This is a genomic window from Alkalihalobacillus sp. BA299 (assembly GCF_017745675.1).
Lineage (GTDB): Bacteria > Bacillota > Bacilli > Bacillales > Bacillaceae_F > Alkalihalobacterium.
In genome coordinates, this window is the sequence record NZ_JAFLJM010000003.1 from 52,745 (window position 1) to 77,491 (window position 24,747).

Below are 24,747 nucleotides of genomic sequence, written 5' to 3' on the forward strand. Positions count from 1 at the left end.
CTTAGTAAGTCACCGTATGCTTTACATTAAATGATTTTACTGTTCTTTAGGTAGTTTAGTGACCACTTCCTACTATTGTCATTTCTGACGGTGACTCCAAATATGTCGAGTAATTCAAGAAAAGGAACAATATATTTACGAGAAACTTTTACTATGTCTTTTGCTTCTTTCAGTGTAAAGCTATCTCCTGTTTTATTAAAAAGTTGATTTACATATTGCTCAAACGTTTTTTTATGAATTGGATACTTATCATCTAGTAAGTAAATTTCTCCTTTACTCCGCAAGAAGTACTTTAAATCTTCAGAAATCTCTTTTGGTAATTGAGCCTTCTCAAATAAATCATCCCATGGGTCAACTTCTATCCCCTGGCACTCAATGTTCTTCAGTAACCCTTCAATTCTCTTTCCCCATTTTATAGGATAGTTAGCTTCAAAGCTCTTTAAGGTAAGAAATTGTTCTTTTTTTAGTATATGCTGATCTGCAATTAACTTCTCTAATACGATCTCGGCAAATTTTTGGGGAATTAAAGATTTAATAGTTTGGATTATTTCTGCTTTATTTTTTCCTTCTCTCATTGGGTAGTTTATATGATATTCCTCTAACTCATCATGAACAAAGTTTATTATATTTTTGAATAAATCAATTGTCATATAATGACCTTTTTTTATTTCCAAAATTAATTTTCTGTTTATCATTTCGTCTATACATTGTACTACTGAATCTAATATTATATTAGTTTGCTGGACTAATTGATTTACTGACAGCACCTTTTGCTCTGTTAAACTATTAATAATCCTATCTTCCGGACCTCCTTCGTTTTTTTGAGCTAACATTTTAACAGTTTCTAAACCAAAACGATATTTCTTGCCAAAAGCATCAATGACACATCCACCACCTATTAATTCAGCTGGTGATGGCCGGCGAATAATCAGATGGTCTCCTCTTTTTGTTACCACAGGCTCGTTAAGACGTATTTGACACAAGATTTTATCTTGCTCCTCTAGCTGATTTCGATCAAAAAACACGATATTGCCTAGCACCTCAGCTGTACCTATATGTACCTTTACTATAGCTCTTTGTTTTAACGGAGTTTTTAAATCTTTGACAGTGTTTAGTACAACATCTATTGTTTGCGTACTAGAAAAAGTATTAGCAGTAACTAAGACATTCCCTCTATGAACCATTTCTTTCGTAATACCGCTTAAGTTTAATGCAATTCTTTGTCCTGCATGACCGATACGTTTTTGTTGACGATTTACTTGTATTTGTCTAACTCTTACTCTTTCTCCTTGTGGAAGGATTTCTAAAATGTCGCCATCTTTAACCGTTCCCTCGTACGCTGTTCCTCTTACAACTGTTCCTTGACCATGAACAGAAAACACTTGATCAATGGGCAAGCGAAACGCTCCTTTTGCAAATCTACTTCGACTTTGTATTCCTACTAATTGCTGCATGATTGTTTCTTTTAAAATAGGAATACCCGCCTTCGTAAGGTTATTCACAAAAGTAAAAGGTGCATTCTCTAGGAAAGTCCCTTTAACATGGGAAGTTATATCTTCTTTAACTAATTCAATAAAGTCCTCATTAACACGGTCCACTTTTGTTACTACAATTAGGCCTATTTCAATACCTAGAAAAGATAATATATCAATGTGCTCTTTTGTTTGGGGCATAACACCTTCATCAGCAGCAACAATAAGCATGACCATATCAATACCAGCTACGCCTGCTATCATTTGCCGAATAAAACGTTCGTGCCCTGGCACATCTATAATCGTTACTTCAGTATCTTCATTTAGCCTTAAAGGGGCATATCCTAATTCGATGGAAATGCTTCTCTCTTTCTCTTCTTTTAAACGATCGGTATCTATATTTGTTAAGGCTTTTGTTAACGCCGTTTTTCCATGATCAATATGTCCAGCCATTCCAATTGTGTAGAATTTCTCAGTCACCTCATTCACCCCACCTTTTGTTTTTGAAAACTCTCTCTATGAAGAAAAAATTTATTTAAACATATTTACTTGTACACTTGAAAGATTCATATTTTATAGTTTATAATTAAAAAAGAATTCAAGAAATTTTGGGGTTGGATGGGGAACTGGTGTCCCCCGAGGTCTTCAAAACCTTTTGGGAGGCGCGTGCCGTCTCCGGTGGGTTCGATTCCCACACAGTCCCGCCATCTTTTTTTAAAATTAAAACCCTCTTTTTCCTCTATCCTTTTTATTAATTAAATTTTCCCATTACAATTAATCATCATTTTTCTTATTAATTATTTTATTTGATAAAATGTTTTATTATATATAAAACTCCCTATTAACTTGCTCTGAATCTTACCAACTAAGGAAAGTTGTCATGTTTTTTCATTGTAGCTTTAAACGGGCAGTTTTCCTTACCTCTTCTTTGTCCCTATAAGACATGAGGTAAGTTTATAACTGCCCGTCATTGTGAAGGTAAAGCTTTATTTTTTTAATAGAACAATGATTTAAATCTTCAAAAATGTTTCTCTCGCTTTTTTCATCGCATTACATATTTGATCTTTATCTAAAGATAATTCCATTAACCCAACTTGATCTTGATAAATATCCTCAGGAATTTCTTGTTTTATTTCATCTTCCAGGATATGATATACTGCTAACCCTAAAGCAACCCCAGCTAATGGTCCTGCATATGTTGGATCTCCTACAGTTACAGTTTCAGCAAATATATCTGCACTATCTTCATCTGGTGAACCTAAAATAACGATTACATTATCATTTCCATATTTCTCAGCAGCTTTCTTCAATTCTTCTTGGACCACCTGGTCCATTGCACCTGCTGCTGTTCAAACAAAGCATTGGGTATCTTTATAAATAACTTCTGCTCCTATTCCTTTAATACATTCCTCAATAGCAGGAGCAGGAACTCCGTCTCTTTCCCCAAGAACAAACACCTTTTTACCCTTTAGACTCATTAAAATCATCCTCCCTCAAATTTAGTTATCCATTAAAAATAGGTTTATTAAATATTTTCTTTAATTAAGTTTTCAATGTCTTCTTTTGTAAGCTCCCCACCTGAAATTCTTTTAACTTCCGCTCCATCTTTAAAGAGTAAAAAAGACGGTAAACCCATTACTCTATGGTTAATACAAACTCTACGATTTTCTGTGCTATTTAGCTTTACAATTTTAACCTCTTCATTGTATGTCCCTGCTAACGCTTCGACATCAGGCATTAATTTTAAGCAAGGTTGGCAGCTTGGCCCCCAAAAGTCAACAATTACTGGCTTCTCTGAATTTAAAACCTCTGCTTCAAAGTTTTCTTTATTCACTTCAATCATTTACTCCACCCCTTCATTTTTTTCAATAATGAACGACATACCGTCTGAAAGCGTAGTCATTTTCCCTAAGAATAAACTTCCTTTACCAACAAACATCGCATTTTCTATTTCACCATTCATGATCATTTCCCTAGCGTGACCGATAAACGGAATGGCTGATGCAATATGACCTTGAGTTGGAGAAAATCCTAACATCCCATGTTTTTCTTCAAATTGATCCATCTCAGTTCGATCAATTTCTTTTTTTAGTACAGCCATTCCAGCCAATGTACGATAGTTTGCTCTCGGAACATTTCCATTACCATTTGGTTCAGTTACATCTGGATTATGGAGTTCAACTGCATATTTATCAATATCCGTAATTTTCTTTCCTAGCTTTTCTAACGGTTGAACAACTAGAGCTTGGTAGATTGCTTGTGCCGATGAGCCGGCAGAAATATTATGCTTTCCAAATGCATCTGTACGAATTCTTGGGCTTTTACCATCATCTTTTCCAATTACGATCGCTATAGCTCCCATCTGATCTTCTGTGATTGGCATACCTTTAGACATATTTCCTGCATACTTCATTCCTAGTTTTGCAAGACATCCTCCACCAATTACTAAAACATTGTTATAAATACCTGATTGGACAAGACCTGAAGCAATACTAATCGCATGTGCTGGTGCACAACAAAACGATTTTACATCTGAACCAGAAGCATTAATACATCCTGCGTGTTCTGCTATTGATTTGGCCATGTTACCACCGCCGCGTTGATAGCGATCGCCAACAGCTTCTTCATCGCACCCAATGACATAGTCGATTTGATGAGGTGCAACATCAAATGATTTAAGAGAATGGCGCATCGCAACTATACCCGAGGCTTTATTGGCTAAATTTTCAAGCAGAATGTGTGCCGATAAGAATTTGTCCTCATCATGGCCTGCTTCAATGACACCGATTAGCTGATCTTTATTCACATGTAGAGGTAAAGCATTTCCACTAGCTAACTTTTCTTCTATTACACTAATATTTACCCCATTTCCAATACTTTGGAGATCTTCTTCAGTAATTAAAGGATGCTTTTCCAACTTAGCCTTAACTTGTTCAGCTACAAAGTTCTCTTCTAAGGAAATTAGGTTATACTTATCTGATAATTTCAACCAACCATAAAATTCTTCTTCTGGTAGAATTTCACCCCAAGGGCTATTTCTTTCTGCACCTTCAAGCTTAGTATTTGTCCAAGGTCTTTCATATTCTTTTAATAGTTCAGGCCTCATATTTCCTATAAATACTTGGTTAGGAGGATAAGCCACTGCATCTTCAAAGCTTCTTAAATGACTTAACATTTTATCTAATAACGCTTCATCTTTTTCTAATTCGCGAACTGGCTTAGACCCATGACGAACTAGGCTAGGGGTATGAGTAATTACAAATGATGCTCCTTTTACTACTGGTTTAGTCGTCATATTACACCTCCAAATTCATTTCTTTAAGTTCTTCTTCTAAATTTTCTACATAATGTTGTGAAGATATAGCTGCAATACTTCCATCACCTGTTGCTGTAATGACTTGACGAAGGGTCTTTTCATTCACATCACCTGAGGAAAAGATCCCTTTTACGCTAGTTTTCATATCCTCATCTACCAACACATAGCCATTTTCATTTGTTATCCCTAAATCCTTGACACAATCTGTTAATGGATCCATTCCAATGTATATAAACACTCCATTACACGGGAACTCTGTGATCTCACCAGTAACTGTATCTTTAATTAATACTCCAGAGACCATTCCGTCTCCGACAATTTCCTCTACCGTATGATTCCAAACAAATTCGATCTTCTCATTATCAAAAGCTCGCTTTTGAATAATTTTTTGAGCACGTAACTCTTCTCGTCTGTGAATAATTGTAACTTTCGAAGCAAAACGTGTTAGAAAAATGGCTTCTTCTACCGCCGAATCTCCACCACCAACGACAACTAATTCTTGATCTGCAAAAAATGCCCCGTCACAAACCGCACAATACGAAACGCCAAAGCCGGATAACTCCTTTTCACCCGGTACGCCAAGGTGACGGTGTTCGGCACCTGTTGCAAGAATAACTGATTTTGTTTTATATTCTTTTCCGTCTACGATTACCGTTTTAAATGGGTAACCGTCTTTTATTTGTTGAATCTCTCCACGAACATATTCCGCACCAAACTTTTTTGAATGTTCAAACATTTTTTGGGATAAGTCTGGGCCAAGAATAGTTTCAAATCCAGGGTAATTTTCTATATCTTCAGTTTTTGTCATTTGTCCACCCGGAAGACCTTTTTCTACCATCAAAGTTGACATCCGCGCACGTGATGTATAAACAGCTGCTGTCATGCCAGCTGGTCCTGCACCAGCAATAACTACATCGTATATTATTTCAGCAGTCATAAATCACCCTCCTATCAAAAATTTTTCTCTTGCCTGCTTCATTGCGTTGCAGATTTTATCTTTATCAAGAGAAAGCTCCATTAATCCGACTTGATCTTGGTATATATCCTCAGGAATCTCTTGTTTAATTTCATCTTCCAAAATGTGATACACCGCTAACCCTAGAGCTACACCAGCTAATGGTCCAGCATATGTTGGATCTCCGACCGTTACTGTTTCTGCAAAAATATCTGCACTATCTTCATCTGGCGACCCTAAAAGAACGATTACATTCTCTTTCCCATGTTTCTCAGCAGCTTTCTTTAATTCTTCTTGGACCACCTGGTCCATTGCGCCTGCCGCTGTTCAAACGAAGCATTGAGTATCTTTATAAATGACTTCTGCTCCTATTGCTTTAATACATTCTTCAATGGCTGGTGCTGGTACACCATCTCTTTCCCCAAGTACAAATAATTTTTTGTTTTCTAACATAAGTTCATCCTCCTTTAGATTTTTACTTCAAAGATCTGACTCGTTTCAATATTTGTCGTTAATGCTTCTAATGCAACTTCCACACGATGTCTTCTTAACTTCCACTGATCTTCTTCAGGTGTATTTGGATCACCTAATGGATAAGGGATTGAAATCGTTGGTACTATACGGTTTGACCCAACCGTTTCGGCAATGGAAACTAAGTTAGCCATTTGTACAATTGGGATATCTGCACGCTCAATTTCTTTAGTCATCGTTGCACCGCAACGAGTACAAGTCCCTCAGGTGGATGTTAGAATAACAGCAGAAACATTTGCATCTTTTAGTTGTTGTGCAATTTCTGCACCCATTCGGCTCGCCTCTGCTTGGGTAGTCCCTGTACCAACAGTGGAATAAACGTACTCATGAACTTTTCCAATCTTTCCTTCATTCTCTAAACTCCGTAATGCGTCTAAAGGAACGATTCGATTTGGATTTGAATTGGCTGCTGCTGGATCAAATCCCGCATGAATAGTCTCCCAGTCTCCTGCCTTTAATGCTTCCAAATCATCGATATTGTATTTACCCCATTTCGTTGCAGAAGCAGATTGAATTCGATCAGGGTTTCCTACAGGAACGATCCCACCTGAATTTACTAGTGCAATTGTCGCTGTGCTTAAATCTTCAATGGCTGGAGCAATTTGTACTCTTTCAATTACAGGCATAGGCATTTCTGTCTTATAATCTTCATTATTAAGTTTGCTTAACAGCATATTGATGGCCCGCTCTGCCCCAACATCTGTTGGTTCTTTAAATGTTTCTAGTCGCACACCACGAGGGAAGTAACCTTCTTCATTTGCAGATTTCAATTCTTCTCCTTGCAAAAGCTTTTTCGCAAAGGAAGCCATCTTTGGAACATCTTTACGCATAGCTGCAGCACTATTTCCACCAGGGAAAATATAAATTTCTTTATGGAACATTTCAACTGCAGGATTTTCTACATACATACTTGTTACAACTTGAACACCGTATTTTTCCTTTACTGCTTTACATATTTCACCGCAAGCTACGCCGTAACGTCCTGCCATAAATGCTGGACCAGCAATGAAAATATCAAACTCTTTATCTTCTAAAAACGATAAAATCCTTTCAATGGCTTCGTCTTTATTTGAACCCATAAAGTTATCACCACAAATAATCGTGTGCGTAACCTCTGCATCTGGTGCTAATAAAGAATTTAATAATAACCCAGGACCAATAGTGCCTTCACGGATTTCCGGTTGGAAGTCCGCTTTATCTTCGCCACCTATTTGGCCAAAAAATTGATTAATGTAATGAATGGCTTTCTTCATTTAATTCCCCCCTTTAATATTCAACAACAGTTTTATAGTGGTTCCCTGAACTAGAGTCCGCACAGAATATTCCGTTATTTTCCATTTCAATAGAACCATCTTCTTTTACTGATCCTTCCCAGCCACCTGAGTTTCCATCTCTTGCTAATGCCTCAAGTTCTCCAATGACAATTTCCATTGGCTGAAGTTTAATATATTGGGAAACATTCCCAGTTGATACAATTGCATTAGCTTTATCAGATAAATCAACGAGAGGCTGTGACTTTCCATCTCGACCAGTACATTCATTTGTAATACCAACAACTTTAATTCCCGCATCTTCCAACTCATTGTATACAAGAATAAAATCTGAATCTGGATTTCCGTATCCTTCTTCTGAAATAATAGCTCCACTAGCACCTAAAGAACTAGCTAATTGACGTACAAAGAGTGCTGAACGTTTCTTTTCTTCTAATTGAACATTTAAGTTTGAAACAATTACACCCAAGAAGTTGATGGTTTTTCCATGTTCACTAATCAGTCGTTTGAGTACTGCATTATTTACATGTTGATACGTTGATATTTTTGATGAAGATGGCATAAAACTTCCAGATATAATAGCTCCATCGAGTATTTCATTAGCTGACATGTATGTAGGAACCATTCGATTCGTATCCCATCCATACACCAGTGCGTTGTAACCGCTTTCAAGCATTTGCGATTGTAACTGTAAAACATAGACAACACTCGGTAGTTGTTTTTCTGCTTCACTTCTTTGATCTAGTGGTAAATGTTCATATAACTCAATCTCTTCAGGCTCTTTTTCTTTTACGCAGTTCCCTAAATACTCCGCCAATCGCATAGCCGTCCAACGAATTGCTTTATTTTTTTTCTGTTGTTCATTTCTCTCAAACTCTTCATTCGTATCTGCAACTAAACAAATATTAAGTAACTCAGAAAACATAGTTTGTTTTGCACCAGGACCACTCATATCTATTAAACCATCCTGAAATCCACCCCAATGTTTTCCTACCGCTAGTACGCAACTTCCTTTTAAAACATGAGTTCGGCCATTTCCAGCTTGAACAAGCTTATTGGTTACTCCTGGAAATAAGACACCACCTGATACTTTACATCTCGGTTCAACCGCTTCTTTAACTGGTGTAATACGAATTGGATCACCAGGTTTCGCTATTACTAGATCAGCACTTGTAATCCGATCATCTTCATAAACTACTTGTAAAGCTTCTTCTTTATTAATGGTTAAAACCCCATTATTATACGATGTCACATCTCCGAAGATAATATCGTTCACATAAAAATTACCTACTTCTAGTTTCATGTTTCCCCTCCTCTTTTTCATAATCATGATTATTTCTGCGATGTTGATTACATTATAATTTTAATTTTCGGAAAAGTAAATATGTTTTTCACAAAAATATTTATAAAATATTCTGAATTGTTTTTTAATCATGATTATGATACAATCCTGATTGAACATAGTTATATCCTAAATTGAAAACGCTTACTAAGATAGGGAGGGTTGATTTTAAATGTAAGCAAAAATCTACTATATGAGGAGGAAAATTATGATAGGAAAATTAAAAGATAATACTGTTTTATGTATTTCGCTTTTGATCACTAGTATATTTGTTATTTTCGGTGTGTTTTTTAATGAATTGTTAGCTAAGTGGGTTGAATTCTTCTTAGGAACGACAGTTGAATACTTTGGATGGTTTTACCTTATAGCAACACTTGGCTTTCTGTTTATGGCTACTATTTTAATATTCTCACGGTTCGGAAAGATGCGCTTAGGAGAAGATACTGACAGACCAGCTTATGGAACTCTCTCTTGGATCTCTATGTTATTTAGTGCAGGAATGGGGATTGGACTTGTATTTTGGGGTGTAGCAGAGCCATTATTCCATTATGTTTCGCCACCATATGGCGAAGGGGGCACTACTGATGCAGCTAATACTGCAATGACCTATACGTATTTTCATTGGGGACTTCACCCATGGGCTATTTATACAATTATCGGATTAAGTCTGGCATTTTTCCAATATCGAAAAAAGCTTCCAGGGTTAATTAGTTCAACATTTTATCCAATTATCGGCGAACGAATACATGGGCCTATCGGAAAAACCATTGATATTCTAGCTATTTTTGCAACCGTTTTTGGAATTGCAACTTCTTTAGGCTTAGGAACGATGCAAATTGCTGGGGGCCTTAATTTCCTATTTAATATTCCTAATACGATTAATAGCCAAATCATCATTATTTGTGTCGTTACAGTTATCTTTGCAGGTTCTGCCTTTATAGGAATTAACAAAGGAATGAAAATTCTATCAAACTTCAATATACTGCTTGCTTTAGGTATAATGCTAACTTTAATGATCCTTGGTCCAACTGCACAGATTTTTAAAGTATTTACAAGTACGGTAGGAAGCTATTTAGACAATTTACTATTTATGAGCTTAAGAATGCGACCATTTGGTGATAATTCATGGATTACAGGCTGGACTCTATTTTATTGGGCATGGTGGATTGCTTGGGCTCCATTCGTTGGTAGTTTTATTGCGAAAATATCCAAAGGTAGAACGATCAAAGAATTTATTTTAGGAGTCTTATTTATCCCTACAGCAGGAACTTTCGTATGGTTTTCTACCTTTGGTGGTACTAGCCTACACCTCGTTCATAATTTAGGAAATACAGCATTGGCAGATGCAGCCACTAACGACGTAACTTCAGCATTGTTTGCATTTTTACAATATTTCCCTCTTGGATCGATACTTAGTGTACTAGCTGTAATTTTAGTAGTAACTTTTTTTGTAACATCTGCCGACTCAGCTACATTTGTTTTATCTATTTTTAGTTCAAAAGGAAACCTTAATCCTTCTCGAAAAATCAAGTTAGTATGGGGTTTTATACTTTCACTAGTTTCTATTGTTTTACTGCTAAGTGGCAGTCTTAATACATTACAGTCCGCATCTATTGCAGCAGCCTTTCCATTTACAATCGTAATGTCAGTTATGTGTTTTGCATTATTAAAAGGGCTTATTAAAGAACACGCGCAAAAACCTACTTACAATATACAAGAACCTGTTATGACAGAAAATAAAAAAGATGTAATTTAAATCCTAAAATATTAACTAGCTCATATTTAACGTTTGACGAATATGACTCATTGTAATATTTGTAGCTTCTTCAATCGAATAATCTACCCTTTTATTTAACATCATATTAAGCATTCCTTGCCAGATGAGAAAATGCATCTCACTTAGTCTAATTGCATCTTCTTCTTTTATATAACCATTTTGAACACATTCGTCGAGTGCAATCCGGTCTCGTTTTGCCAAGTTTGGTTCTTTAAGCATGTTTTTTAAGCTTTCTGGTACTTCAACTAAATCTGTTGGAAACATACCATAGTATTCTTTTAATAACTTTTCAGGAGGACACCCTAAATTCGAAGAAAAAACAGCATAGTAAATTTGTGGGTCTTCAAATGAATGCTTACAGAAACATTCCCATATTTTAAAATACTTTTCTAATGGATTAGTTGCTAAATCAAGGTATTCAGGCAATGCATCAATATATTTTTTTACGTATCTCATAGAAGCAAAGAAAATTAAATGCGATAATTCTTCAAAGTAATTGTAGATTGTTGCACTATTAAATCCAGCTAAATCCGCTATTTTTCGAATAGTGATTTTATCCATACCTTCATTCTTAATAATTTCTGACGTTGCATCTATAAAATAAACCATCATCCTTATTGTCTGAATTTCCTTGTTTTTAGGATTTTTCATTTAAATACACCTCGGCAAATTTATAACTAAGATTATTTTATAATTACGATATGTTTAGTATAGCATAATTTTTTTTTATAGATCCAATAAAAAATCTGAGTACTCTAAATATATTTTCATGTTTTTAAATATCAATACCCTATTTGACAAAAAGATATAATTGGGAGGCTACGAATGGATAGACAGAAAAATATCAAAAAAGTTTTAGTTGCCAACAGAGGCGAGATCGCTATCCGTATTTTCAGAGCTTGTACCGAATTGAATATTCGTACAGTGGCTGTTTACTCTAATGAAGATATTAGAGCATACCATAGATATAAAGCTGATGAAGCTTACCTCATTGGTGAAGGTAAAAAACCAATTGATGCATATCTAGATATTGAAGGGATAATCGAAATTGCTAAACAAAATGAGATTGATGCTATTCATCCAGGTTATGGTTTTTTATCTGAAAATATTGAATTTGCTAAACGATGTGAAGAGGAAGGTATCATTTTTATAGGTCCAAAACAAGATCATTTAACTAAGTTTGGTGATAAGGTTGCAGCACGTGAACAGGCTATTTTAGCAAATATTCCTGTTATCCCTGGAAGTAATGGCCCTGTTTTAAGTGTTGACGAGGTTTTTGATTTTGCTAATCAACATGGATATCCTCTTATTATTAAAGCAGCCCTTGGTGGGGGCGGGAGAGGAATGCGAATTGTTCGAACTGAAAACGAATTAAAAGAAGCATACGAACGGGCAAAGTCTGAAGCTAAGTCTGCATTTGGAAACGATGAAGTTTATGTTGAGAAATTTATAGAAAACCCTAAACATATCGAAGTTCAAATTCTTGCAGATCAATATGGTAATATCGTTCACCTTTACGAACGAGATTGCTCTGTACAAAGAAGACACCAAAAAGTTGTAGAAGTTGCACCTTGTATATCAATAGATCGTCAATTAAGAGAAGACATTTGCAATGCAGCTGTTAACTTATCAGAAAGTGTCCAATACTTAAATGCTGGAACCGTTGAATTTCTAGTTACTCCTTCTGGTCATTTTTACTTTATCGAAGTTAATCCTCGCATTCAAGTAGAACATACCATTACTGAAATGGTTACTGGGATTGATATTGTTCAGTCACAAATATTGATTGCTGAAGGACATAATTTACATGGTGATACGATTAACATCCCAAAACAAGAACATATAAAAACGAACGGATTTGCTATTCAATCAAGGGTAACAACAGAAGATCCATCCAATAACTTTATGCCAGATTCCGGGAAGATTACCGTCTACCGCTCGAGTGGAGGTTTTGGGGTTCGTTTAGATGCTGGTAATGGATTTCAAGGCTCTATCATTACCCCGCACTATGACTCTTTGCTTGTGAAAATTTCAACTTGGGGTAATACGTTCGAACATGCTGCGATAAAAATGGAACGAAATTTAAAAGAGTTTAGAATAAGAGGGGTAAAAACAAATGTACCGTTTTTAGAAAATGTAGTGAAACATGAAAAGTTTCTATCAGGCCGTTACACCACATCTTTTATTGATACAACTCCTGAATTATTTGATTTCCCTATTCGAAAAGATCGTGGTACGAAGATGTTAACTTATATTGCCTCAACAACAGTTAATGGATTTCCTGGCATTGGAAAAAAGGATAAACCCCTCCTTCCATCCCAACGAATTCCTAAAATAGATACTTTCGAATCCATTCCAAATGGAACCAGGCAAATATTAGACCAGTTCGGTCCAGATGGACTGGCAAAGTGGATAAAAAAACAAGAAAACGTTCTATTAACAGACACTACGTTCCGAGACGCTCACCAATCTTTATTAGCTACTAGAGTTCGAACGAAAGATTTATTACAAATCATAGAACCCACTTCAAAAATGTTACCTAACCTATTTTCGCTAGAAGTTTGGGGTGGAGCTACTTTTGATGTATCCATGCGGTTTTTAAATGAAGACCCTTGGGAACGTTTAATTAAGCTCAGAAAGAAATCACCAAACATTTTATTTCAAATGTTATTAAGGGCTTCCAATGCAGTTGGATATAAAAACTATCCAGATAACTTAATAAAAGAATTCGTTTATCAATCGGCCGAATCTGGTATTGATGTTTTCCGAATATTTGATAGCTTAAATTGGGTCGATGGCATGAAATTAGCCATTGAATCCGTAAGAAATGCTAATAAAATAGCAGAAGCAACGATTTGTTATACCGGTGATATTTTAGACCCCACACGAAAAAAATATGATCTACAATATTACAAACATTTAGCTAAAGAGTTAGAAAGTCAAGGAGCCCACATTCTTGGTATTAAAGATATGGCCGGACTATTAAAGCCACAAGCTGCCTATGAATTGGTCTCTACTTTAAGGGAAGCAATAGATATTCCTATACATCTCCATACACACGATACTAGCGGAAATGGTATTTTTACGTATGCAAAAGCGATAGAGGCTGGGGTAGATATTGTAGACGTCGCTATTAGTTCCATGTCTGGATTAACCTCGCAACCTAGTGCAAATTCATTATACTATGCATTGCAAAATATAGAGCGCCGTCCTAACATTGATATTCATAAATTAGATCAGCTATCCTTTTACTGGGAAGATACTAGAAAATATTATGAAGCCTTTGAAAGCGGAATGAATACTCCCCACTCCGAGGTTTACGAGCATGAGATGCCTGGGGGTCAATATAGTAATTTACAACAGCAAGCCAAGGCAGTAGGTCTAGAAAAGCGCTGGGAAGATGTAAAACGAATGTACAGACGTGTTAATGATTTATTTGGAGATATTGTTAAAGTAACTCCATCTTCAAAAGTCGTTGGTGATATGGCACTTTACATGGTTCAAAATAATTTGTCAGAAGATGATATCTTTGAAAAGGGTTACAATTTAGACTTTCCAGATTCAGTAGTCGAGTTTTTTCAGGGTTACTTAGGTCAACCCTATCAAGGCTTTCCAAAAAAACTTCAAAATATTATCCTAAAGGGCAAACAAGAAATTACTGTACGTCCCGGGGAGTTATTAGAATCTATAAACTTTAAAGAGATAGAGGATACTCTTGTTCAAAGTTTAAATCGTGAAGTGACAAACCATGAAATCCTTTCATATGCACTCTATCCAAAAGTATTTTTAGAATATGCTCAATTAAAAGACCAATTTGGAGATTTATCTCCTCTAGATACACTTACATTTTTCTATGGTATGAGTGTTGATGAAGAAATTAATATTGAAATTGAACATGGAAAAACTTTATTTGTAAAACTTATTTCGATTGGGGAAGCGCAAGTTAACGGAACTCGTACTATTTACTTTGAATTAAATGGGAAACCACGTGAAGTAACAGTCCAAGATTTGAATATTAAAACATCAGTTGTAGTTAAACCTAAAGCAGAAAAAAATAACCCTCACCATATTGGAGCTTCAATGCCAGGGACAGTATTGAACGTATTAGTTAAAAAAGGCGATATTGTAAAAAAAGGTGATCATTTAGCTATTACTGAAGCGATGAAAATGGAAACAACAGTACAAGCGGCGATTGAAGGAACGATTAAAGATATTTACGTAACAAATGGGGATGCGATCCAACCAGGTGATTTATTATTAGAAATAAATGAATAATAAAAAGTGCGTCTAAACGTAGAGGTTAGACGCACTTTTTTAATATATAGTAGTTTTATACGACTTGTTTTAATAGATCTTTATTTATAAGAGATGTTAACGTTCTAATATTTTGTATACGTTCAATTTGGTTAATCATTTCAAACAATTGTTTACTTTTTTCTTTTCCTATTCCAGACTCGGTTAAAAGTAAAAATTTTTTCTCACGTTCACTCTCTGTCATATATGGCGTATTCTGATTAATCGTTTCTACGTGATAATGCTCCCCCAACCCTTTTATAAATGACTCTTCTTTTCCCGAAGAAAGTAAAGTTGAAGTGCTGCTAATTCCTTTCTCAGCTAAATAAGCAGAATTAACTCCTGTCATACTTCCCCAGCTTACTCGATCTTCGTCTGATAATGCTCCATCTGCAGAATCAATCATTGGAGCATAGGAAGAATACCGTTCAGCTAACCCTAATGCATGCTCAATTGAGTTACCCTCCAGCTTTAAAACCCTTGCGACACCAGCTGCCGTCCCAATAACTCCCCATGTATACTTATCCATTTTTTTATCTATATTTAATTGATGTGCACATTTTTCTACTCTCAATCCAATTTCATAACTTATTAGTAAAGAAGTGAGAAACTCCTTTCCACTGACTTCTCTATCTTCTGCTGCAGCTAGCAACGCCGGAAAGAGCATTGTTCCTAAATCATTCTTTTCTAGTAATTGACAATAATCTTTAAAGAATACACTTGCCATAGATGCATTTACAAAAGCTGCCCCAACTGCATTTAATTTTTCGGATGAAATAAATAGGGAACAGTCTCCTTTTTTCCAAAGCTGCATTGCAAAATCTTTTATGCCGACTGCTTCTTCTGCCTGAGATCCTGCAATAGTAAAAGCTGTAACATCTAATAACACCTTTTTTAGAAAATTTAATGTCTTACCACTCGCCTGTTCGATTGTTTCTTTTCCAACATAAACTTCTAAATGACGGTTCATTTTTATTATTCCCCTTTCATATTAAATACAGTATGTTATCTTAGTGAATCAAGCCTTCACCTTTCAGCCATGTCCGACAGACTTCTAAAATGTTTTTTTGTTCGATATCGACAGAATAATTCAACTTCATCATCGTTTCAGTGTCTAAACGATCAGCAATATGATTTAACAAATAAGCTAAATCCTTATGAGCAGCAAGTACGTCTTTTCTTACAACAGGTGCAGCATTGTAAGCTGGAAAAAAGGATTGGTCATCTTCCAATTTAAAAAGTTCGAGTTCTTGATTACTACCGTCTGTTTCAAAACCAACTATTATTTCAGCTTGCCCTTCCCTTAACGCATTGTAAGTTAACCCAGAATCCATTGTCAGTACATCACTTCTTGGAATTTCAAACTTATAGAAACTTTGGAGTCCTTTGAGCCCGTCATCCCTGTCATAAAACTCAGTTTCAGAAGCAAAATTAATCCTACTACCATTGTTTATATATTTTGCAAGGTCAGATATCGTTTGAACTCCCAATTCTTTTGATAATTCATTGGTCATTAAGATCGCATAAGTATTATTAAAATCGGTCTTATTTAACCACTCAATATGATTTAATTCATCTAGTTCCTTAACTTTTCTATAAGCCTGATCAGGATCACTTTCCCCTTTTTCATTTAAAAAGAGCATAAGCGCCGTCCCAGTATATTCCCAATAAAAATCAATTTGACCGTTAATGAGTGCTTCTCGTAAGTCATTACTTTTCATTCGATTAATGACTTCGACCTCGTAGCCATTTTCATTTAGGTAAATAGACGTAAGTAATAAAAGAATAGATTGCTCAGTAAAATCCTTTCCACCGATTACCAATTTCCCCTTTTTTTCGAAACTTTCTTGATCTTGTTCCTGTTGTGTACCTGCCCAGTTACACCCCCCTAGCGCAAATAAAAGACATACAATTAAAATTAAATAAAGCTTCTTCTCCATTTTTTAATAACCCCTTATACCGTTGATTGTTTTATATTTTCATCCTGTCAAACAGATCTTCAGTTACTTTTGATTACTCTCTACTACAATACTTATTGCAAAATTTATGCCAACATAAAGTTAATTCATTTTCATACTTTTTTGAACTTTTCAGTAAAGACTTTTTTCAACAGTGTAAAAATTTCTTTACAAAACAAAAAACTCGGATTAAGCCGAGTTTCGTGATAATTTATGAGTTGCTATGCTGAAAATACTTATTCATTTTATATAATAGACTTTGCCGTGATATTCCTAATTTTTTTGCAGCAGCTGCCGGTTGCCCCATCGCATCATCCAAAGCTTTAAGAATAAGTTCCCTCTCAAATGCTTCTACTTTCTCAGGAAGTGTTTTTGCATCTTTTTCAGCATTAAGATCACTAGAGTAGCTATAAAGGTTGGCTTCTTTTATTTCACTTGGAAAGTCATCAATTGAAAGCTCGCTTTCGCGACATAAGATGATTGCTCTTTCTACTGCATTTTCAAGTTCTCTTACATTCCCAGGCCAATCGTAGGTCACTAAATACTTAGCCACTTTTTGTGATAACTCGTAATGTTTTCCATCTCTCTTTCTGAACTTTTCTAAAAACTTTTCAGCTAATATTAAAATATCATCTCGACGTTCTCGTAATGGCGGAATATAAATATTCACTATATTTAATCGGTAATATAAATCCTCTCTAAATTTCCCTTCTTTCACCATTTCCTTTAAATTACAATTTGTCGCTGTTATTATTCTAACATCAACATATTTTACATCATCACTTCCTACTGGAATAAATGATTTGTCTTGTGTAGCTTGAAGGAGCTTCGCTTGAAATGAAGGAGTTATTTCACCTATTTCATCTAGAAAGAGTGTACCTTTATTTGCGGCTTCAAACTTCCCCTTTCTATCCGTTACGGCCCCTGTAAAGGCTCCTTTTTTATGACCAAAAAGCTCACTTTCTAGTAACTGTTCAGGTATCGATGCACAATTGACAGGGATAAATGGTGCATTTGTTCGATCACTTAGTCTGTGAATTGCCTTTGCAATCATACTCTTACCTGTACCGCTTTCACCCTGTAATAATATACTCGCATCCGTAGTTGAAACCCTTTCAACTAAATTAAAAATGGTTTTCATTACTGAACTCGCACCAAATAACTCGTCTACTATTACTGTTTGATTTAACTTTTCTTTCAGCAAAGTATTTTCTTCTTTTACCTTTAACCATTCAAAGGCCTTTTCAATCACTATTAAAATTTGTTCAAGTTTAACAGGCTTTATTATATAGTCAAATGCACCAGCTTTCATTGCTGCAACAGCATTATCTATATTTCCATAAGCTGTCATCATAATATAAATATTTCTAGGGTATAATGAACTAAATTCTTTTAACAATTCCAATCCAGTAGTATCTGGTAATTTATAATCCAAAAATACAATCCCATTTTCTAACGTTTCAATTTTTTTTTGAGCTTCTTGACCGTTAGCAGCAGTTCTTACATCATAGCCTTTCTTTGTTAAAGAAGACTGAAAAATCTTTAACAATTTTGCTTCATCATCAACTAATAATATAGAATTCATTCGCTTGCCCCACTTCCTTATTCCATTTAGGGAGATTAATAGTTATAGATGTTCCTTCATCTAGTTTACTTTCTGCTCTAATCCTACCGTTATTTTGTATAATATTTTCATAGGCAATAGACAAGCCTAAACCGGTTCCACTATTTTTGGTCGTAAAAAAGGGATCAAATATCCACTTAATTTCTGCAGTCGGAATACCTTTCCCAGTATCTTCAATTATGACTTCCCAATCGTATTCATCTTCATTTATATGAATAATCAAGTCCCCACCATTTTCCATTGCTTGTAAACTATTTAAAATAATATTTAGAAATACTTGAATCAGTTGATTTTCATTAGCATAGACATTTACGTCAAACTCACACAATCCCTTAAATTGTGGGAAAACTTTTACATTTTGTTCTTCTAATCTTTTTCTTAATAATGTTAATAGTTCATTGATCATTGAAACTAAATTTACCACTTCTTTTTTACCGCATTTTTCTTTTTTAGACATTTTTAGAAATTCTGTTAATGTTTTATTAAGCCTATCCGTGGTTTCAAGAATATCATTACTTAGCTCATGAATTAAATGATGGCTAGCAGTCTCTTCAACAACTTCTAACTGAATCGCTTCAGCTGCTGCTTGAATAATACTTAAAGGGTTCTTTATTTCATGGGCAATACCAGCTGTTAATTGCCCTAAAGAAGCTAACCTTTCACTTTGTTTCAGTTGCTCCTCCATCTTCTTTAATTCACTAACATCTCTTAGTATTAATATCATTCCAATATTTTTATTTTCTTTATAATTAAACCATGCAGAATAGACTCTAACATCACGTCTTACTCCGTCTTTACCTAAAATATACCCCTCTATTTCTTCAAACTCTTTTCCTTCATTAAAGGTCTTCCATGAAATAAACTCACTATTTTTCTTATTATCATTTTCTCTAATATGAAGTTCAAGAATTGATTTTCCCTTTACTTCACTTCTTTCATATAAAATGAGGTCCTCGGCTCCTTTATTAAAGGTTACTATATTTCCAGTTGCGTCCGTTGTGATCACAGCATATGGAATGGCTTCAAGAATATTAGACATTCTTTTCTCCTTATTAATTAGCTCCTGTGCCATTTCATGCATAGTAAAAGATAACTCTTGCAATTCATCCTCTGTTTCTATTAATTGAAATTCGCTTCTTTTTCTCTCTTTATATTCTTTTGCTTGTTTGATTAATTCATTAATTGGATTTATTACTCGCTTTACCCCAATTACAGTAAGCAAAATGGTTAGGAACAATACAACAACAAAACTCTTTAACAAAATCGTTTGAACTTTAGTAATTGGCATCATAACTTGCTCTTTACTTTCACCAACTACAATCCCAAATCCGCCTAATGTAGTTGGCCTATACGCTAATAGCATCATTTCATTAAATAAATAACCTTCCCAAGTCCCGATCCTGCTTTTATTTAATAGTTTAGTTAAAGTATGATCCTTTAAATTATACCCGATAAAGCTTTCATTATTATGCCCTACAATTGTCCCTGCTCGATCAATAAGAACATTTACACCTTGTTCGCCAATTTTAATTTGGCTTAAATATTGAGATAAAGTATTTAAGCTAATAAATGCAATAACGCCACCCTCATATTCACCTAAATTATTTATAGCAGGATAAGCAACGACTATATTTTTTTGTCCATTTTCCATTGTTATCACATTGGAAATATAATGAGTTTTACTCCATTTTAACCGCTCTAAAACTTCTTCAAACTCAGGAGGATTGGGAAGATTTACTTCAGGTACTGATACGATGTTTTCTCCTTTATTATTAAAAGCTTTAATTTGGAAATACAGTGGGTTTTTTATGACAAGGTTTTTCATTTCATCTAAATATACTTCTTTATTATTACGTTCTTCTAATACAAAGGAAGATACTCCTCGAATATCATTAATCATTTGTTCCAAATAAAAATTAGTTTGATGTGCGACCATTTTGGCCATCAATTGATTCCGATACTCCACTTCTTCCATTACAGAGCTATTTAAAACCTTTACGGTAATTAAATAAACTGTTGTTAATGAAGAGATACATACTATTAATGTAATTAAAAGATAGCGTTTGATTAACTTAGGGCGGGTATACTCCATGTGATTTACCTTCCTAATCATTTACTTTAAAAACAACTTAGATGAACAAAATTCATTTATACGCACTTATATATCTAAAAATTCAGTATTCTCTTTTTATTTAAATATTATAGTAAACAATAACTATTTTCTATAGGAAAAAATTCTTTCTAATCCATTTAAAGTATAATTACACAGACTTGGTTTCAATAAGTCTTTCTACTGTTGACTTTTTTTCTTGCATCATGGGGAGAACTACTTCAACCTCAGTACCTTTATTTTCCTCACTGAAGATAGTAAGCATCCCATTATGCTGTTCAATAATTTTATAACAGACCATTAATCCAATACCTGTTCCTTTTTCTTTTGTAGAATAATACGGCTCCCCTAAGCGATGGATTCGATCTTTAGGTATACCACAACCATTATCAATAATACGAACAACAATCTGTTTGTTTTCCCTAGATTTTATATCTATAACTATTTTTCCAGTTTGTGGTGTCGCATCAAGCGCGTTTTGAATTAAATTGATACAAATTTGCTTAATTTGATTTTCATTGCATTCTATCATAGGAATGCTATTTTCTGCATTGAAAACAATTTCGATATTTTTTAATATGGCGTTCGTTCTAAGCAAATCAGTAACATCTTTTAATGTTTTCTTTATATTTGTAACCCTATACGAATTCTCATTATGCGGTTTAGCCAAGCTGAGAAATTCTTGAATAATAATCTCAACGCGATTTAACTCTGAAATAATAATATTCATAAAATCTTGTTTATTTAATTCACCCTTATGAATGAGCTGTAAAAAACCTTTTATTGTTGTTAGAGGATTTCTAATTTCGTGTGCAACTCCGGCAGCTAATCGACTTACTACCGATAACTTCTCTGATTTTATTATCAGCTCTTCTGTTTTTTTCTTTTCAGTTATATCCTCACCCATCACAAAAACTCCATCTACATCTTTGTTAATAATTATTGGTATATAAGTTACGTTTACATCAACAGATCTTCCGTCTTTTTTAACCAGTTTCTCTTCAAAGCTTAAAGATTTACCTTGTAACGCCTTTTTAAAGTATTCCACACTATCATTATTCTTTTTATTTTGTTTAATCATGTTAAAGTATTGTTGATCCACTAAATCCACTTTTGAATAACCTAGTATCCTTTCGCTTGCTTTATTTGCTATTAATATTTTTCCATTTTTATCGATGGAGAAAATAATATAAGGATGATAATCAATTAGAGACGTATACCTTTTCTTACTTTCTATTAAGTCCAATTGTAGCCTTTCTAGTTCATCAGTTCTATATTTTAGTCGTTCCACTAATTCTGTATTTTCTTTTAGAGTGATCATTTGTCGTATAGTTAGTAATAAGAGAACAAAAGCAGCACCACAGAAAACGCTTACAACCTCTTCCCGGTTCATAAGAAAAATAAATATAAAAGCTAAAAGTGAAACGTATGGCATTGCAATCAGAGTATGCTTTCCCCTTGTGTGGAAAGCAAAGTTCTCAGTGCTTATTATAATTCTTTTTTTATACGTTTCAATTTCAAAGCTAGAATATGCGATTAACAGAAGAGCTATATTCCATACCGGAGTCAACAAAGTAAAGTGTTGATACGTGTCATAAATCGATTTATATAGATAGATAAAATCTCCTATTATATAAATCGAAAGACCTATTAAGTTTAAGTATAGTACTGTTGAAGAAAATAGCGGTTTAGATGAACAATAAACTAATAGTATGCCTAGCAGCAACCCCAAGTGTGCAACTGGATAACCTAAAGAAATCACTTGATTCATTGGCTCTATATTTGTATCCGATAATAAAGGTTTTAAAAAATAAATCCAACAAAAAGTAAAAATAACTGTCATGATAATAAATGCATCAATAAACAATTGAATCGTTTTTAAAGTTTTTCTTTTTGCAAATACCGAAACTCTATAAAGTAAAGCTAGTGCATAAATGAATACAAAAATAATGTAAAATACGTCTGCAGTACTTGGAAAGTTATATTGATTGTTTAAAAAAGAGATTTGATACCTCCATAGTATTTCTGCAGTGAAGTAACAACAACATGCAATTAAAACTATGCTCCAGAAGTTTTTTTCCTTTGGGTCCAATTTGGTTTTTATTGATAATAATAGAAAGGTCACTACTAACAATGCACCTGTAATACCGATGATCCCTGCCCCCATAAGAAAGCCTGAACTTTCTCCATCACCTATTAGTATCCACAAATAATAAAGTATCACATATAGACAAATTGTAACTAGTGCATTTTTTTTATATTTATAGACTAAATTCAAACCAGTTTCCCCCTTTTTTACTCGTATTCTATTTTAACAGCCATATATAATCATGATTATATTATATACTTGTTTGTTTTACAATTTCGAATTTATACGTCGCTAAAACTTTGCTCTCCTGAATCCTTCAAATAATTTAGAAATATAAAATTTCTGAATTGTATAATAATTTAGATTATGTTATAATCATGATTATACTAAAGTTCAATACTGAATTTGTTTATGTTAAAGTCTCCAACGCTACTATAGTGTTGGACTTTAGGATTGAACATGACTAACAATAAGGAGATGTTTAAATGTTAAAAACAAAAGGATTAGAAGGGGTCGTTGCAACCACATCGAGTGTTAGTTCTATTATTGAAAGTGCTTTAACTTATCAAGGGTATGATATTGATGACTTAGCCGAACATGCTAGCTTTGAAGAAGTAATATATCTATTATGGAATGAAAGATTACCGAGTCAATTAGAATTAACACATCATACAAAGCAATTAACAAGTAATATGGCTGTTTCTACCGAACTTATAAATCAGATGAAATCACTCCCAGTCAATAATATCCATCCAATGGCATTTCTTCGAACAATCATCTCTTCACTTGGCCTATATGATAATGATGCTGACAACGAAAGTTTGGAAGCGAATCAACAGAAAGCCATTCGTATCCAAGCAAAAATCCCAACTATAGTTGCAGCCTTTTCTCGTATTAGAGATGGTAAGAAGCCCGTTTCTCCTAAGTCTGATTTATGTTTTGCTGGTAACTTTCTTTATATGTTAAATGAAGAAATACCTGATAAAGTTTCCATCAAAGCCTTTAATAAAGCATTGGTCCTTCATGCTGATCATGAGTTAAATGCTTCAACATTTACTGCACGCGTTTGTGTCGCTACCCTATCTGATATCTATTCTGGAATTACTGCAGCTATAGGAGCCTTAAAAGGACCTTTACACGGTGGGGCTAACGAAGCCGTTATGGCCATGCTAATGGATATAGGAGATGCTGCCAATGTTGAAAACTATATTCAAAATTTACTTGCAGACAAAAAGAAAATCATGGGGTTTGGCCATCGAGTCTATAAAGATGGAGACCCAAGAGCTAAACACCTTAAAGAAATGTCAAAACAGCTATCAATGATTACTGGAGAAAATAAATGGTATGACATGTCTGTAAAGATCGATGAAATTGTTACAGCTGAAAAAGGCTTACTTCCAAATGTTGATTTTTATTCTGCATCTGTCTATCACAGCTTAGGAATTAAACATGACTTATTTACACCTATATTTGCAATAAGTCGTACTTCTGGATGGATTGCCCATATATTAGAACAGTATAAAAATAATCGTCTCATTCGTCCACGTGCAGAATACGTAGGGCCATCAAAACAAACGTATAAACCGATCAATAAAAGATAATTAAACGGACTATCATTGTTGAGTTTCCGTTTATCATTATCAAAGACGGTACACAGGAGTAAACAGTTGATCGTTCTAAACAACTATATTTTTCAAATTAATTCCATTCAATCGAGTAGGAGGGGGTGACTAACCCCCGACCTCTCAAACCACACGTACGTACCGTTCGGTATACGGCGGTTCAATTAAGTATGACGTAGACATTCATATCGTTGATATAAACTTTTCAACCCTCGATGACTCCAATAAGAGTTATTGAGGGTTTTGTGTAGAACTGGGCTTTTAGAAATTCTGTGGTATTTCTTCCTTGAATTTCCCCATTCGTATGCCTTTTGTTTCGGCACTCCTAATCCAATAAGTTTCCTTACTCTCAGATCTCCCCAGGTAAGAGTGCAATCTTTCCTTCCA

Annotated in this window: 17 protein-coding genes, 1 tRNA gene and 1 pseudogene; 4 read left to right on the plus strand and 15 right to left on the minus strand. The window is 34.5% G+C overall.

Annotated features, from left to right (window positions below):
* Positions 1-26: 26 nt before the first annotated feature.
* Positions 27-1,952, minus strand: a complete 1,926-nt coding sequence (gene selB / locus J0N78_RS04690; RefSeq protein ID WP_307794901.1) for a selenocysteine-specific translation elongation factor — start codon at positions 1,950-1,952, stop codon at positions 27-29.
* 130 nt (positions 1,953-2,082) lie between these two features.
* Between selB and J0N78_RS04695 the strand changes: the two genes are divergently transcribed.
* Positions 2,083-2,179 (plus strand) — tRNA-Sec (locus tag J0N78_RS04695).
* Positions 2,180-2,482: 303 nt separating this feature from the next.
* Here the strand turns inward: J0N78_RS04695 and grdA (J0N78_RS04700) are convergent.
* From grdA (J0N78_RS04700) to J0N78_RS04745, 7 genes are read right to left on the minus strand one after another with little or no spacing between them, the layout of a single operon-like run.
* Positions 2,483-2,950: a glycine/sarcosine/betaine reductase complex selenoprotein A gene (gene grdA / locus J0N78_RS04700; RefSeq protein WP_247747138.1), complete on the minus strand. Its 468-nt coding sequence runs from the start codon at positions 2,948-2,950 to the stop codon at positions 2,483-2,485.
* Positions 2,951-2,997: 47 nt separating this feature from the next.
* Positions 2,998-3,315, minus strand: a complete 318-nt coding sequence (locus J0N78_RS04710) for a thioredoxin family protein (RefSeq protein WP_209121875.1) — start codon at positions 3,313-3,315, stop codon at positions 2,998-3,000.
* Entirely contained in the window at positions 3,316-4,767 is a 1,452-nt protein-coding gene (gene grdC / locus J0N78_RS04715; RefSeq protein WP_209121876.1) for a glycine/sarcosine/betaine reductase complex component C subunit beta, read from the minus strand. It lies immediately after the preceding gene.
* A gap of 1 nt (position 4,768) precedes the next feature.
* Positions 4,769-5,725, minus strand: a complete 957-nt coding sequence (gene trxB / locus J0N78_RS04720; RefSeq protein ID WP_209121877.1) for a thioredoxin-disulfide reductase — start codon at positions 5,723-5,725, stop codon at positions 4,769-4,771.
* 3 nt (positions 5,726-5,728) lie between these two features.
* Positions 5,729-6,196 (minus strand): glycine/sarcosine/betaine reductase complex selenoprotein A, encoded by a 468-nt coding sequence (gene grdA / locus J0N78_RS04725; RefSeq protein ID WP_247747139.1) that lies wholly within the window; start codon positions 6,194-6,196, stop codon positions 5,729-5,731.
* A 14-nt stretch (positions 6,197-6,210) separates the two neighbouring features.
* On the minus strand, positions 6,211-7,527 hold the full coding sequence (locus tag J0N78_RS04740; protein ID WP_247747140.1) for a glycine/betaine/sarcosine/D-proline family reductase selenoprotein B: 1,317 nt from the start codon (positions 7,525-7,527) through the stop codon (positions 6,211-6,213).
* Between the two features lie 13 nt (positions 7,528-7,540).
* Positions 7,541-8,848 carry a glycine/sarcosine/betaine reductase component B subunit gene (locus J0N78_RS04745; RefSeq protein WP_209121882.1) on the minus strand — a complete coding sequence of 436 codons (1,308 nt, stop codon included), beginning with the start codon at positions 8,846-8,848 and terminating at the stop codon, positions 7,541-7,543.
* A 247-nt stretch (positions 8,849-9,095) separates the two neighbouring features.
* Between J0N78_RS04745 and J0N78_RS04750 the strand changes: the two genes are divergently transcribed.
* On the plus strand, positions 9,096-10,643 hold the full coding sequence (locus tag J0N78_RS04750; RefSeq protein ID WP_209121883.1) for a glycine betaine uptake BCCT transporter: 1,548 nt from the start codon (positions 9,096-9,098) through the stop codon (positions 10,641-10,643).
* Positions 10,644-10,658: 15 nt separating this feature from the next.
* On the opposite strand, the gene J0N78_RS04755 is transcribed toward J0N78_RS04750, so the two are convergent.
* Positions 10,659-11,315: a TetR/AcrR family transcriptional regulator gene (locus tag J0N78_RS04755; protein ID WP_209121884.1), complete on the minus strand. Its 657-nt coding sequence runs from the start codon at positions 11,313-11,315 to the stop codon at positions 10,659-10,661.
* A 174-nt stretch (positions 11,316-11,489) separates the two neighbouring features.
* On the opposite strand from J0N78_RS04755, the gene pyc reads away from it, so the two are divergent.
* Complete coding sequence (gene pyc, locus J0N78_RS04760; RefSeq protein ID WP_209121885.1) at positions 11,490-14,939, plus strand: pyruvate carboxylase; 3,450 nt, start codon at positions 11,490-11,492, stop codon at positions 14,937-14,939.
* Positions 14,940-14,994: 55 nt separating this feature from the next.
* Here pyc and J0N78_RS04765 read toward each other — a convergent pair whose 3' ends face one another.
* The 5 genes from J0N78_RS04765 to J0N78_RS04785 form a co-directional block, all read right to left on the minus strand.
* Positions 14,995-15,927, minus strand: a complete 933-nt coding sequence (locus J0N78_RS04765; protein WP_209121886.1) for an MmgE/PrpD family protein — start codon at positions 15,925-15,927, stop codon at positions 14,995-14,997.
* A gap of 40 nt (positions 15,928-15,967) precedes the next feature.
* Positions 15,968-16,897 (minus strand): glycine betaine ABC transporter substrate-binding protein, encoded by a 930-nt coding sequence (locus J0N78_RS04770; RefSeq protein WP_209121887.1) that lies wholly within the window; start codon positions 16,895-16,897, stop codon positions 15,968-15,970.
* Positions 16,898-17,126: 229 nt separating this feature from the next.
* Positions 17,127-18,500 carry a sigma-54-dependent transcriptional regulator gene (locus J0N78_RS04775; RefSeq protein ID WP_209121888.1) on the minus strand — a complete coding sequence of 458 codons (1,374 nt, stop codon included), beginning with the start codon at positions 18,498-18,500 and terminating at the stop codon, positions 17,127-17,129.
* Positions 18,478-20,631: a sensor histidine kinase gene (locus tag J0N78_RS04780; protein WP_209121889.1), complete on the minus strand. Its 2,154-nt coding sequence runs from the start codon at positions 20,629-20,631 to the stop codon at positions 18,478-18,480. Before J0N78_RS04780 ends, J0N78_RS04775 begins: the two co-directional genes overlap by 23 nt.
* A 169-nt stretch (positions 20,632-20,800) precedes the next feature.
* Complete coding sequence (locus J0N78_RS04785) at positions 20,801-22,927, minus strand: ATP-binding protein (protein ID WP_209121890.1); 2,127 nt, start codon at positions 22,925-22,927, stop codon at positions 20,801-20,803.
* 296 nt (positions 22,928-23,223) lie between these two features.
* Here J0N78_RS04785 and citZ point away from each other — a divergent pair, with 296 nt between their 5' ends.
* Positions 23,224-24,339 carry a citrate synthase gene (citZ, locus tag J0N78_RS04790; protein ID WP_209121891.1) on the plus strand — a complete coding sequence of 372 codons (1,116 nt, stop codon included), beginning with the start codon at positions 23,224-23,226 and terminating at the stop codon, positions 24,337-24,339.
* 185 nt (positions 24,340-24,524) lie between these two features.
* Here the strand turns inward: citZ and J0N78_RS25705 are convergent.
* Positions 24,525-24,710, minus strand: a pseudogene (locus J0N78_RS25705) (group II intron reverse transcriptase/maturase); the annotation flags it as partial.
* Between the last annotated feature and the right edge of the window lie 37 nt (positions 24,711-24,747).

Bases quoted from the DNA above. Each gene is read 5' to 3' on its own strand.
- J0N78_RS04710 (WP_209121875.1), bottom strand. From the start codon at position 3,315: ATGATTGAAGTGAATAAAGAAAACTTTGAAGCAGAGGTTTTAAATTCA.
- grdC (WP_209121876.1), bottom strand. From the start codon at position 4,767: ATGACGACTAAACCAGTAGTAAAAGGAGCATCATTTGTAATTACTCAT.
- pyc (WP_209121885.1), top strand. From the start codon at position 11,490: ATGGATAGACAGAAAAATATCAAAAAAGTTTTAGTTGCCAACAGAGGC.
- J0N78_RS04775 (WP_209121888.1), bottom strand. From the start codon at position 18,500: ATGAATTCTATATTATTAGTTGATGATGAAGCAAAATTGTTAAAGATT.
- citZ (WP_209121891.1), top strand. From the start codon at position 23,224: ATGTTAAAAACAAAAGGATTAGAAGGGGTCGTTGCAACCACATCGAGT.
- J0N78_RS04750 (WP_209121883.1), top strand. From the start codon at position 9,096: ATGATAGGAAAATTAAAAGATAATACTGTTTTATGTATTTCGCTTTTG.
- J0N78_RS04780 (WP_209121889.1), bottom strand. From the start codon at position 20,631: ATGGAGTATACCCGCCCTAAGTTAATCAAACGCTATCTTTTAATTACA.
- J0N78_RS04745 (WP_209121882.1), bottom strand. From the start codon at position 8,848: ATGAAACTAGAAGTAGGTAATTTTTATGTGAACGATATTATCTTCGGA.
- J0N78_RS04770 (WP_209121887.1), bottom strand. From the start codon at position 16,897: ATGGAGAAGAAGCTTTATTTAATTTTAATTGTATGTCTTTTATTTGCG.
- trxB (WP_209121877.1), bottom strand. From the start codon at position 5,725: ATGACTGCTGAAATAATATACGATGTAGTTATTGCTGGTGCAGGACCA.
- J0N78_RS04765 (WP_209121886.1), bottom strand. From the start codon at position 15,927: ATGAACCGTCATTTAGAAGTTTATGTTGGAAAAGAAACAATCGAACAG.
- J0N78_RS04755 (WP_209121884.1), bottom strand. From the start codon at position 11,315: ATGAAAAATCCTAAAAACAAGGAAATTCAGACAATAAGGATGATGGTT.